Annotated in this window: 11 protein-coding genes and 1 pseudogene; all 12 read left to right on the top strand. The window is 33.5% G+C overall.

Translation table 11 applies throughout. From position 1 onward, the window contains the following. The first annotated feature begins 143 nt into the window (after positions 1–143). Positions 144–296 (top strand): DUF3953 domain-containing protein, encoded by a 153-nt coding sequence (locus AC4D4B_RS03705; RefSeq protein WP_490996928.1) that lies wholly within the window; start codon positions 144–146, stop codon positions 294–296. A gap of 134 nt (positions 297–430) precedes the next feature. Next, positions 431–787, top strand: a complete 357-nt coding sequence (locus AC4D4B_RS03700; RefSeq protein ID WP_139892632.1) for a DUF4181 domain-containing protein — start codon at positions 431–433, stop codon at positions 785–787. Between the two features lie 100 nt (positions 788–887). Continuing rightward, the gene (locus AC4D4B_RS03695; protein ID WP_490558786.1) at positions 888–1,406 is read left to right on the top strand and encodes a hypothetical protein; all 519 of its coding nucleotides are present in this window, start codon (positions 888–890) and stop codon (positions 1,404–1,406) included. A 606-nt stretch (positions 1,407–2,012) separates the two neighbouring features. Next, entirely contained in the window at positions 2,013–2,441 is a 429-nt protein-coding gene (locus AC4D4B_RS03690) for a helix-turn-helix domain-containing protein (RefSeq protein WP_490996926.1), read from the top strand. Between the two features lie 4 nt (positions 2,442–2,445). Further along, a complete protein-coding gene (locus AC4D4B_RS03685; protein ID WP_066108428.1) occupies positions 2,446–3,177 on the top strand; it encodes an ABC transporter ATP-binding protein in 732 nt (243 codons plus the stop codon). After that, positions 3,177–3,908, top strand: coding sequence for an ABC transporter permease (locus AC4D4B_RS03680; RefSeq protein ID WP_066108426.1), 732 nt, complete (start codon positions 3,177–3,179; stop codon positions 3,906–3,908). Before AC4D4B_RS03685 ends, AC4D4B_RS03680 begins: the two co-directional genes overlap by 1 nt. 320 nt (positions 3,909–4,228) lie before the next feature. Continuing rightward, a pseudogene (locus AC4D4B_RS03675) lies at positions 4,229–4,861 on the top strand (SpoVR family protein); the annotation flags it as partial. Between the two features lie 390 nt (positions 4,862–5,251). Continuing rightward, a complete protein-coding gene (locus AC4D4B_RS03670; RefSeq protein ID WP_066102150.1) occupies positions 5,252–5,452 on the top strand; it encodes a cold-shock protein in 201 nt (66 codons plus the stop codon). Between the two features lie 591 nt (positions 5,453–6,043). Continuing rightward, the gene (locus tag AC4D4B_RS03665) at positions 6,044–7,954 is read left to right on the top strand and encodes a heavy metal translocating P-type ATPase (protein ID WP_490996925.1); all 1,911 of its coding nucleotides are present in this window, start codon (positions 6,044–6,046) and stop codon (positions 7,952–7,954) included. Positions 7,955–9,331: 1,377 nt separating this feature from the next. Beyond that, positions 9,332–10,273 carry a magnesium/cobalt transporter CorA gene (gene corA, locus AC4D4B_RS03660; RefSeq protein ID WP_066102697.1) on the top strand — a complete coding sequence of 314 codons (942 nt, stop codon included), beginning with the start codon at positions 9,332–9,334 and terminating at the stop codon, positions 10,271–10,273. 621 nt (positions 10,274–10,894) lie between these two features. Further along, positions 10,895–11,365: a CarD family transcriptional regulator gene (locus AC4D4B_RS03655; protein ID WP_490995669.1), complete on the top strand. Its 471-nt coding sequence runs from the start codon at positions 10,895–10,897 to the stop codon at positions 11,363–11,365. A gap of 627 nt (positions 11,366–11,992) precedes the next feature. Further along, positions 11,993–12,340 carry a CDI toxin immunity protein gene (locus AC4D4B_RS03650; RefSeq protein WP_490999199.1) on the top strand — a complete coding sequence of 116 codons (348 nt, stop codon included), beginning with the start codon at positions 11,993–11,995 and terminating at the stop codon, positions 12,338–12,340. The last annotated feature ends 176 nt before the right edge of the window (positions 12,341–12,516 follow it).

Below are 12,516 nucleotides of genomic sequence, written 5' to 3'. Positions count from 1 at the left end.
GTTAGCTCAAGATAGCATTGAATATGACTAGACAAAAACTTGGGGAAATGACTTGTTGTAAGGAGAGAGAAATATGCTAAAAACATTAAGAATTATTTTATCGATAGGTGTTCTTGCATTATCATTTTTTGGTATAGTAACTAATGCCTTATTTAATGATGGTACTAAGTTTTTTAATGTTGACTACGGGATTAATTGAGCTTCAAAAAGATAAAAAAGCATTTTGGGGTTATATGTCTATCGGTGTTTCTGGTTTTGCTTTTTATGTTTCAATTCAGGGATTCTTATTGAGTTAACAGAGATATTAGCATAGAAAAGACTGTCTATTGACGGCCTTTCTTTTGCAGCTAAGGGCAGGTTAGTGCAAGAAGGATTTATTATCATACATACCGAATTATAGGATTATTGTCTTAAATGGGGAGGGTTAATTATGAAGCTGTTGACGACTGTTATTATTATATTTTTAGTGGTTTTTTTTGTGGAAAAATTAATAGAAAAATACTTAGGTATAAAGAGAAAATTTATTTCGGAAACCCCTGGAAAAAGGATTGATCGATGGGGACGAACGATAATAGTAGTTATCTTTTTGTCTTCTTATTTTTTTGCTCTTACAAACGAGGTTAATGCAATCCTAAAATGGAATTGGGTTCTATTTTTCACAGCACTAATGGGGCTACAAACTATATTGGAGTGGAAGTACATAAAAGAATCAAAACAATATATTTCAACACTTATCAGTTCGATGATCATTATTAGTATCTTGTCGCTCCTTGTTATCCGCTTTTAAGCTATCGGGGCAGTTTAGTTTAACAAGAGCAACTGAGAAAATAACATAAAGTTAATTCAAGTATTTAAGAGTTACAATATAAGACGGGGGAAGAGATGAGTTGGGGAAACGGACAAAAACAATCACTTTTTATGTTATATCAATGATTGTTACATATGCGATATTTGCAAGTATAGAGAGTGTAAAACTAAGTTCTAAAACTGTCGATGAAGCATTTGAAAAGTTTAAGAATGAATTTGTTGGAACTGAAATTGGTGATAAAGAATTTTACCGAATTGGGAATTCTACATTTGTGCCATTTGAAGTTGGAAATACTGTTTCATTAGTACGGTTTGAAAAAGGGATATTCGGTTGGAAACCAACCTATTATTCTCACGATGAGGATAGAGATTCTTCCTATACAAGTATTGTTGATGGAGATATCCTTTTGCACGGGGTCATACCAAAAGATATAGTGGCTGAAACGAAGACCTTAAAAGTGAACGGAATAGAAGCGGATATTGTTAGGCTCAATGATAAAATGAGCGTTTGGATTTTAATGAACAATAAACCAAAAAACTTTTCTAACATAAATATAGACTTCTTAGATAATGACGGACATATAATTAGTGAAATATAAATACAAATATCATTTCTAAAGGTAGTTGCTATTATTGTGAATAAGTATACTTAAACTAACGGGGCATTGATCCAGGAAGAAGGATTAATGCCTTTTTGTGTTGAATTTCTTATGGAACAAACGGGGCAGGTTAGTTGAAGATCGATATTAAACTTATGTTCAACAATCGGGCCATATAGTCAAGTAAATATTTACTTGTATAGTATTACATCAGGTGAAACCGTATCATAAGTAAGTGCGGAATTATAAAATATCTACCTGAGATGCTGTTTAGTCAGCATCTCAGGTAGATATTTTAATTAGGATATGTTAAATTTCAACGTTGAAAAATGAGAGAAGATTTTAAGTGGTAATTAGTAGTAGATTTAATTTTCTTATTAAATAATTGTAGATAGCCGTAAAGGAGGCTATCCTTCTTTTTCTTAACATTCAATTTTAACAGAGCTAAGGTCTTAAAAATTTTACGGTTTGTTAGAATGTGGGGTTTATCATTCACATCTATTTTCATTTTACATTTTGCTACGAATAATAACATTAATGTTATACTCCGTTGGTAGATTTACTACTAAAATAGTATTTATAATTACATATGAGAGGATGAAAAGTATGATTAATATGAATTTATGCTCGATGAGAAAACGTCATAATCTAACTCAGGAGCAATTAGCCCAAGAATTAAATGTTTCACGTCAAGTAATTGCAAAATGGGAAAAAGGCGAATCGACACCAGATTTACACCATAGTATGAATATTGCCAATTTCTTCGGAGTAACCTTAGATGCGTTAGTAAACCATAACCCAGAAGAAATGGGTATAGATATTCCACCCAAAGGCCAGCATTTTTTTGGGACAGCAACAGTAGGAGAACGTGGTCAAATTGTAATTCCCAAAAAAGCCCGTGAAATTTTTCAAATTAACCCAGGTGATTCAATCGTTATTATAGGGGATGAGGATCGTGGGTTGGCGTTAGCACCTGAAAAAATGATTAAACAGTTTTTAAATATGGTGAAAAATCATCAAAAAGAGGAGGAATAAATTAATGAGTGCTGCAATTGAACTTCAAGGTTTATCAAAACGCTTTAAAGAAAAAGTTGCCGTTTCTCCGATGACACTTACGATTAACCAAGGTGAACTATTCGGACTCCTTGGAGTAAATGGTGCTGGTAAAACGACAGTTATCAATATGTTAAGTGGCCTTGCCAAACCGACTTCAGGAGATGCGCTTGTACTTGGGCATTCGCTTAGTAAAGAGTTGCCAAGTATTCGGGGATTACTCGCTGTCTCACCTCAGGAAACGTCCATTGCACCAAATTTATCTGTGCGCGAAAATTTATTATTAATGGCACGCATTCACGGCTTTTCGAAGGATGAGTCCATTGAAAAAACGGAGGCTTTAATTAGCCAGTTTTCACTACAGCCTTACGAACATCAACGCGGTAAAAAATTATCCGGTGGTTGGCAACGAAAGTTAAGTATTGCCATGGCTCTCATTGCAGATCCAAAAATTTTATTTTTAGATGAACCTACATTAGGGTTAGATATTATTAGCCGTCAGGAACTATGGGCAATGATTAATAAACTGAGAGAGACGACTACAATTGTACTTACGACGCACTATTTAGAAGAAGCGGAAGCATTGTGTGATCGCATTTGTATTATGAGGGATGGCGAAATAAAGGCACTAGGTACAGTAGACGAGCTCCTTACAACAGCAAGTAAAGAAAACTTTGAGGATGCATTTGTGCATTTCGTAACAGGAGGCGAATTATAATGAGGGCATTGGCATTTGCTGGACGTTGTACGAAAGAAATTGTACGTGACCCGATTTCATTATTTTTTGGTATAGTCTTTCCAATCATTTTACTTATGATTTTAACTGCGATTAATCGCAATGTTCCAGAAGCACTTTTTAATATTGAACATTTGACACCTGGCATCGCAGTATTTAGCCTTTCTTTCATTGCTTTCTTTGCAGCACAAACGTTAGGAAAAGACCGTTCTACTTCTTATTTAATAAGATTGCTAACTACTCCTATGAAAGCAAGTGATTTTATTATTGGATATACGCTTCCTTTAGGGATATTTGCTGTGCTTCAAAGTATTACTTGTTTTATAACCGCTTACTTTTTAGGTTTGGAGCTATCTTTCAACCATGTATTTGCATTTATTGCCTTACTCATTACATCTACTATTTTCATAGGAATCGGACTGTTATGTGGCTCCTTATTTAACGAAAAGGCAGCAGTAGGCTTATGCGGAGCTTTATTAACTAACTTAACAGCATTTTTATCTGGCGCATGGTTAGATTTATCGTTAGTTGGGGGAGCTTTTGAAAAAGTCGCTTATGCCCTGCCATTCGTCCACGCTGTTGATTTAGTTCGAGCAATTGTGGCAGAAGACTTTAGCGCAATGTTTCCCCATTTATATGTTGTGGTAGTTTATGCAGCTGTCCTTTTTAGTCTTTCGATTTTTATTTTCAAATATAAAATTCAGCAAAATTAATAGTTAATCAAACTTACGTTACTTAAACGTAGGTTTTTTTATTAAAATTAACAGCTCTGTTAAAAGTTGATTATTGAAATAGAAAGCGCTAGCCTCCGTTACGGTGCTGAAAATAAAAAAATACTTTCTTAGACAAATTAGAAAATGAGCTTAAAAGCTGATTGTTATTCAATTAAAAGGCGCAATTGTTGAATAAGATTGCTTCTCTTTTCCTTATTGAACTAACGGGGGCGTTAACGGAATAACGAAGCTTAAAAGTAGCCTCTTTTTTAGCAATACTGTTTATGAATAGCTTCATTAATGAAGATCCTTAGGAGAAGGAAGGCTGGGCAAGCTATTGGCACCAACGCATCCTCCGCGGACTTGATTTAACAAGCGGGGAATCGATTGAATTTGCGAAATTGAATGCGGCTGTGGTGCAGCCGTCACGAACAGGTATTAATCCGTATTATTTGGGCATTAAGATGTTTGAGGATATTGAAGAGCGATATAACAATCCTGATGAAGAAATGATAAGGCACGGGGTTAAGCCAAATTCAGGCCGTGAGAAAATGTTTGAAGTGCGGGAGATTGAATCGGATATCTCATTCCTCCGTAATTACCTCACAAAGGATTTAGTCATGCGCGAAGATATGTATCTGTTCCAGAAAAAAGGTCGCGATTATAAAATCGTGGATAAGGGATGGAAAGAAGTACGTGATCAGCTCGTTGGTATGCGGGTTAACGGTGGCTTCCCATACATTACGGTGAATGATGGAGACTATCTGAAAAATGGAGAACTTTATTTGAAACATTGGTTTGAAGATATAGAGCTCGATGTGAAGTACCTGGAGAAAGTCTTGCCGAATTTACATTATTTATGGGGGCGTACAGTTCATATAGAAACCGTGTTGGAAGGTAAGGAGATTTTGTTTAGTTATGATGGGAAGAGTGTGAGTCGGAAATATGTATAGAAGGGAAAGGGGTGCCGAATGGATCGGTTCCCCTTACTTTGTTATGCACAATAGGGGTTATAGAATAAGAAGGCATTTGGGTTTTATTAAATCCCATTCTTCTTCAATAAGTTCAAAGCATTTGTGAAAGTGAATAGCACTTATTTGGTCAATGATTTCTGTAATTTGCAACTCTTTGGAATGTGTAATCCACATACATATGGCACTAACTAACCCTATTCCAACGCAATGTCCGTCTTATTATTTGCTATTTTAAAATTTAACTGTTATTCTTAAGAAGAATTATTTTTGTTCGGTTTCAGATTGAGAAGCGATTTTGATTTTCGTCTAAGGTGTTTGAGCAAGGATAGTAACACATTGTGTGGATATCCACACTAGGAGGCAACAATTATGGAACAAGGTAAAGTGAAATGGTTTAATGCAGAAAAAGGTTTTGGATTTATCGAACGTGAAGGCGGAGAAGACGTATTCGTACATTTCTCAGCTATCCAAAGCGAAGGTTTCAAATCTTTAGACGAAGGTCAAAGCGTAACGTTTGAAGTAGAACAAGGACAACGTGGCCCACAAGCTACAAACGTTCAAAAAGCTTAATAAGAGCTAATGAAAGACCCTGCATATGTAGGGTCTTTTTTGCTTTTAAATCAATTTGGACATAAAAAAAGCCCTATTCAAGAAATGAATAGAGCTTAGACAACAAACGAATGAAACTAGTATAGCAAATGGTAGGCTAAGTATAGCACAGTGCTAGAATAATCCCTAATTTAAAACAGCTTATTTGTAAGGGATTGTTTAGCTTTTGTTTTTTTGATACAGTCACTTATCTCCTAAACACCTTTCATTGATTACATATAGAATGTACTACATATTGTTGCTTAAATACCATATCACACCTAATTTCAATAAGTTATTCTGAAGAAACAAATAATTTGAATATATAAAGGTATTATAAAACAAGCTTTCCATCTAAAAATTTTGGTTATAAATGATAATCATTATTAATAATAATGATTATCATTTATAATATTATCACTATTATAATCAACAATTATTCTCAATTAGATATTCATTTTCTCAATTAGATTGACTTTTGATTATGACGTTGCTATGCTTGAATTAAAGATAAAAACAATAAAAAATTATTATTTCTTTATAGTGATTTAGCTCATAAAGGAGAGGATTAAAATGGCTTCCACTAATACGACGCATATTTCTGTATGGAGTAAGGTTCAAGAACATATTGAATTAATTGCAGCGTTAATAAGTGGTCTGGTTATTTTATTCGGGTGGATATTATCTAAAAATGATTTGGAGACAATATCTATAATTACTTATTTGTTAGCTTTTGGTATCGGTGGGTTTGCTAAAGCAAAAGAAGGTATAACGGATACGATTGAAACCAAAAAATTGAATGTTGAAATTTTGATGATATTTGCTGCAATTGGCTCAGCTATGATTGGCTACTGGGTAGAAGGAGCAATATTAATCTTTATCTTCTCTTTAAGTGGTGCACTTGAGACATACACGATGAATAAGAGTCATAAAGAAATATCAGCCTTAATGGATTTACAACCTGAAGAAGCGCTATTAATCGATCATCAAGGAAATGAATCCATAGTTAAAGTCGCTGATTTGAAATTAGGAGATCACATCTTAATTAAAGCGGGTGAACGAGTTCCATCAGATGGTACTATTATTCAAGGTACTACAAATATTGATGAAGCAGCAATAACAGGTGAGTCTATTCCAGTTAGTAAAAAAGTTCAAGACGAAGTGTTTGCTGGTACTGTTAATCTTCGAGGAACGATTACGGTTGGAATTACAAAACCACAGGAAGAAACGCTATTTCAGAAAATCATTCAATTGGTGCAATCAGCGCAAAGTGAAAAATCTCCTTCACAATTGTTTATTGAAAAATTTGAAGGTACGTATGTGAATATTGTACTAATTGTCGTGGTATTGATGTTATTTTTACCTCATTTTATTTTAGGATGGAGCTGGAATGAAACTATTTATCGTGCAATGGTTCTCTTAGTTGTGGCATCTCCTTGTGCATTGGCAGCTTCTGTTATGCCAGCTACACTATCAGCTATTTCAAATGGTGCAAAAAGAGGGATTTTATTCAAAGGGGGCATTCACTTAGAGAACTTAGGTAATTTAAAAGCTATTGCTCTCGATAAAACAGGAACATTAACTAAAGGCAAGCCAGAAGTGACAGATGTGTTATTCAGAGAAGATTTTACGAAAGAAAATTTTCTTCAGTACGTGGCGTCTGTTGAAAAATACTCTTATCATCCATTAGCACAATCTATTGTGAAATATGCTTCAGACAATAGTGATTTATCATTTATTAAACCTGAAACATCAGAGGACATATCAGGGTTTGGGGCAAAAGCAATCTTGCAGGGAACTGAATGGAAGGTTGGTAAAGCAGATTTTGTTGGAGCAGAATTAGCCGCTACTTTTCAAAATGGTATAGCAAAACAATTGGCGGCCGAGGGCAAAACAATTGTATTTGCCAGTGATCATAAAGGGATTGCAGGTCTAATAACGTTAAAAGATACTGTTCGACAAGAAACTTTAGATGCGATTAAAAAATTGAAATCTGTTGGTGTATATACATTTATGTTAACAGGAGATAGTAAAGCGACAGCGCAAGCAATTGCAAGGGAAAGTCATGTAGATGGATTTGTCGCAGAATGTTTACCAGAGACGAAAGTAGATGAACTGAAAAAATTAAAAGAAAAGTACGGAACAGTAGCAATGGTTGGAGACGGTATTAATGATGCACCTGCATTAGCGACAGCTTCGATTGGTATTGCCATGGGTGAAGGAACGGATGTAGCACTTGAAACAGCTGATGTAGTATTGATGAAGAATAATTTATCTCTTATTGCAGAAGCTGTTCTTCTATCAAGAAAAATGATTAAGATTATAAAACAAAATGTCATATTCTCTATAATTGTAATAGTGTTGTTAATTTGCTCCAACTTTTTACAAACAATCAGTTTACCTTTAGGGGTAATTGGTCATGAAGGAAGTACTATTCTTGTTATTCTAAATGGACTTCGCTTATTAAAAACAATAAAAGAATAAAATATTAAATAATAGCAAGGGAAATTTCATGTAAATCCGAAGACAGAATCCATAAAGGACTTTATCCTTGTTCATACAAAAACCCTGATTAGCGAGAAATCAGGGTTTTTTGAAAATCCTTAAATGGAAGCAATAGCAGAAGATCAAGATTGTCAAATGGATGGTATCTTTTTATGCTGCTAACGGGGGCACCATTCCTGCAATAAATGAACAGTGTGGTTAAATATGTGAAACAACGTAATTTAAACTATCAATGGCAATAGCAGAATCATCTATAAACACCTTGAGAGGCATCGCATAAGATAAAAAATACCGCCATTGACGGTATTCAATCTTCTACTATTAAAATTGGGAGTGGAACAATGGTTGAAACTAATTGACACTATTATTCTTCCTGATTTCGTCACGAATGTCCTTTAGATAATCATTTTTTTGTTTCATTAACTTTATGAAAGTACTTGTAACATAAATAGCAAAAATGAGAATTCCTAAATATATTATGATAGGAATAATCCCTAAGAAATCTAATATTTCCATAAATTAACCCCTCCAAACTATATTTTATAATCATATTATCATATTTTTCACAAATTAATCGTTAATAAACTTATACTCTCAGGGTAGATTGCAAAATGAGGGCAATCGCTTTTTTATTAAAGGGGAAGGTTAACGGAAAAAGACAAACGGCATCGATTATATCTGTTTTTACTTTACGTAAACTCGAACTTTTCGCTTTGTATGAATTGAGTGAATTCGCAATGATTAACAGATACCCTAGTTTTTCAAAATACTGTACAACAGGCACATAATGCCAGTAGACTCTAAAACTATGGGAGGTCTTGTTTCTGTTAATTCTTCTACCTCTTTAATAAATGTATGAAGTTCATCTAAGCCATCCAGTGTATGTGCGACTTTAAAGCTCTTTTTGTAAGGCTTCTTTTTCTCCAAGAATGCTTGAACCTGACTTTCACCTTTTGCGACATCCAGACCAATGATTGGATTGATGAGTATCTCCTCCTCATCAATGAATTAGCTGGTAACCCCTAAATGGCTCCTTATAGTGTCATAGCTTCGCTTGTTATGCGAGATCTGGGTCCCAACCAGCTTCAATCATGTTTCTATAAGTAGGGGGGAACGGTTTAGTTGTCGGGATTAACTTTCCCACGGGGGGCTTTCGTTCTACCCCAGCTACCTCTAGTATTCTAGACCTCAAAGAAAAAGGTCAACCAATTAACTTGGTCAACCTAATAATACGAAGGGCAGGATAGTTGCATAAGGAGTTATAATATATTAGACCAATTCTTTATGTTATTAATAATTTGTATCTGACACAAAGTGGTAGTGTTTAATTTACAAATAAAAGAGGAAGCGATACATATGATTCATACTTTTGCCGTAACAAACGATTTAAAACTAATAACTGATATACCATTAAAACGTTTAGATGATTCTGATATTAAATGGTTTTGGGTAGATTTCGATACACCTAGTGATAGAGAAGCACTCCTTTTACAAACTCATTTTGATTTGCATCCACTTGCAATTGAAGACTGCTTACATTCTCTACAACGTCCAAAACTTGATTATTATGATGGGTATAATTTTTTTGTTCTACACACTTTAAACCAATACTCCCTTGTACCTGAAGAATTAGATATATTTGTCGGACACAATTTTATAGTTACTTTCCATTCATCACCTTTAAGTGAAATAGGAATGGTTCGAAAAAGGGTAATGGAGGATAAAAATACTATTAATAAAGGGGTTCTACACATTTTTTATTCAATAATGGATAAAATTGTAGATGAGTATTTTCCAAGTATTTATAAATGTGAAGATAAATTGAATGAAATAGAAATGAATAAAACAAATCAAGATTTAATTGAAAATGTTTATGAAATAAGAAACCAGTTACTTAAGTTAAGACGCACAATTTTTCCGATGAGAGAATTGCTGTATAGAATTTTAAATTCGGAGAGAGTGATAGTCCCAAAAGATGATCGAGTCTATTTTATGGATATATACGACCATTTATTGAGACTTTCTGAAATGATTGAGTCTAATCGAGAAATGACGGCAGATATACGAGACAACTATATTTCACTAAATTCAAACCGAATGAACAGAATTATGAAAACACTAACTGTTATGACATCAGTTTTCATTCCTTTAACGTTTATTGCCAGTATATATGGGATGAATTTTAAATATATGCCAGAACTTACCTTGCAATGGGGATATTTTGGAGTGCTGGGAGTTATGGTATCAGTTGGCTCTGTAATGTTGTTATGGTTTTGGCGTAAGGGTTGGTTTAAATGATTAAAAATAAAAAGCCGATGCAAAAAACGGGCACGATTGTTTAAAAAGGTTCACTTTTCCTTATAGAAATAACGGGGGCGTTGATCCAAGAAGGATTAATGCCTTTTTGTGTTGAATTTCTTATTGTAAAAACGGGGTAGGTTAGCGGAATGAAAAATTTTCTGAAACTTCAAACTAGTATCCGTCGTATATAATTAATAATAGGAAATACCAGGAAAGGGGATTTTATGTTGCAGTTGTTTTTAAAGGGATTATATAGAGGGTCTATCTCATTTGGTATCTTACTAATAATTTCACTGTCGTATAAGTTGCAAGGGAAATCAGATGATTCGAGTGTTTATTTTTTTTATGGCCTTATAGCCTTTTTCCTTGGGGTGACAAGCGTCATATATCAAATTGAACAAGGTTTTATAAAGAATAATAATATTAAGGTTAGTAGAGGTTTCAGGATATACGCGGGAAAATCAACCTTCCCTTATTGGTAATCCGATACGATTCCTATTGTTTGTGCTTTTTCTGATCTTTAAGAAAAAAGTAGTTGACAACAAAAAATAATTTATGATATTATTAAATATTTGCTAAAAAATAATATATATGGTAAGGTTAAGAAGGTTACCATATATGGAGGTGGATTATTTGTTTCAAATTGGCGATAACATTGTTTATCCAATGCATGGAGTAGGTATAATTAGAGCCATAGAAGAAAAGGAAATCTCAGAGGAAAAACAACAGTATTATGTCATAAAAATGTTAATCGGTAATATGCAAGTCATGATTCCTACTGGTAAGAGCTCAAGTATACGCCCTGTTACTGACATAATTGCATTAAAACACATCATAAACATCTTTCATCATGGAGAATCAGATAGATTACTGCCGTGGAAACAAAGGTATAAAGTGAACACGGACAAAATAAAAACAGGTAAAATACAAGAATGTACTGAAGTTGTACGTGATTTAATGCGTATGAAGAAAGAAAAAGCACTCAATACAAGCGAAAAAAAAATGTTAGATAACGCACATGAATTTTTGATTAGTGAACTGGGATTAATTAAAGGTATTACTGAAAATCAAATAAAAAGTTTCTGTTAAGGTTAATTTAAGAAATTGATTACATTTCCTTCAAAAATATCCTGATTTTTTGGAAATATGTTTATTATTAAAAATAAATCTTTTCAAAGACATTCAACTTCTCCAACTCACCTTTAGAGCATTAACCTCTTTTGTAATCTCTACAATCTAATCCATTTTTATTATTTAAATTTCTTTTATGAACGTTTGAAGTTTCATCAAATAACTCGATAAAATAGTCACTTGATTTTTGCAATCCTGATTCACACTGGCACGGACAAGGAGCCGTAAGGATGAAAGAGAGGTAGGGCTTTCATTGTTTTAGGTATACAATATATTATTTAAGTCATTATTTCTAGAAGAAAAAAACAATCAATCTCACCTCTATCTTTAAGAATTTTTTATATCATCTGAGACAGTGAATAGTAATTGTTTATCTTCTTTACGTAAAAGAGAGAAACGAATCGGTAACACCATATGGTCAACTACAAAAATGGATTCCAGACCAGGAAACCGTTTTTTATTTTATTTACATAACAATAGTAAAAATCACTAGTGAGGGTTTATATCCTTTGAAGGGCAACGCGTACAAGAAGGATTTTAATACTATTGTGGAACAGATTAAAGGATAACTAATAATATTAAATAATGTATGAAAAAACCAAGTTTGTGAATACGGAAGTATTTGAAATTCTAGGTTCTAATAACAGTCATTCAATTGTAGAAGATTTCTCTGAAAATTTCCCGATTGCTTTTTGGATCAGAATTGACTGGGAAAAGCCTATTGTTAACCGAGTTGAAGTAAATGACCAAGAAATAAAGAGCATTCCATACTTTCTCATTTGTAAAGGATTTGATACTTCAATTCCTATATATATCTTTTGGGGATACGATAGTTATCCATGTGTAAAAACTAAATTGACTAGAGAATTATTAAGTAATATTGAGGATATTGTTTGGTTAGGAAATGTTTTATATATTTATTGTCTTACATAGAAATATGTTATTGAATTCTTTCATGATGATACGGTTAATATGGGGTGGATTTAGGTCAATAAAGACTTTATCCTTATTTAACAAATGGGGGCGTTAACGGAATAACAAAGCTTAAAAGTATCCTCTTTTTTAGCAATACTGCTTATGAATAGCTTCATTAATGAAGATCCTTAGGA

The sequence above is a fragment of the Pradoshia sp. Z6_59 genome, from assembly GCF_058267515.1.
Note: the sequence above shows the minus strand (reverse complement) of the source record. Positions and strands in the feature narration are given on the sequence as shown.

Coding starts and splice junctions, on each gene's coding strand:
- AC4D4B_RS03705 (WP_490996928.1), top strand. CDS start 144: ATGCCTTATTTAATGATGGTACTAAGTTTTTTAATGTTGACTACGGGA.
- AC4D4B_RS03700 (WP_139892632.1), top strand. CDS start 431: ATGAAGCTGTTGACGACTGTTATTATTATATTTTTAGTGGTTTTTTTT.
- AC4D4B_RS03690 (WP_490996926.1), top strand. CDS start 2,013: ATGATTAATATGAATTTATGCTCGATGAGAAAACGTCATAATCTAACT.
- AC4D4B_RS03685 (WP_066108428.1), top strand. CDS start 2,446: ATGAGTGCTGCAATTGAACTTCAAGGTTTATCAAAACGCTTTAAAGAA.
- AC4D4B_RS03680 (WP_066108426.1), top strand. CDS start 3,177: ATGAGGGCATTGGCATTTGCTGGACGTTGTACGAAAGAAATTGTACGT.
- AC4D4B_RS03670 (WP_066102150.1), top strand. CDS start 5,252: ATGGAACAAGGTAAAGTGAAATGGTTTAATGCAGAAAAAGGTTTTGGA.
- AC4D4B_RS03665 (WP_490996925.1), top strand. CDS start 6,044: ATGGCTTCCACTAATACGACGCATATTTCTGTATGGAGTAAGGTTCAA.
- corA (WP_066102697.1), top strand. CDS start 9,332: ATGATTCATACTTTTGCCGTAACAAACGATTTAAAACTAATAACTGAT.
- AC4D4B_RS03655 (WP_490995669.1), top strand. CDS start 10,895: ATGGAGGTGGATTATTTGTTTCAAATTGGCGATAACATTGTTTATCCA.
- AC4D4B_RS03650 (WP_490999199.1), top strand. CDS start 11,993: ATGTATGAAAAAACCAAGTTTGTGAATACGGAAGTATTTGAAATTCTA.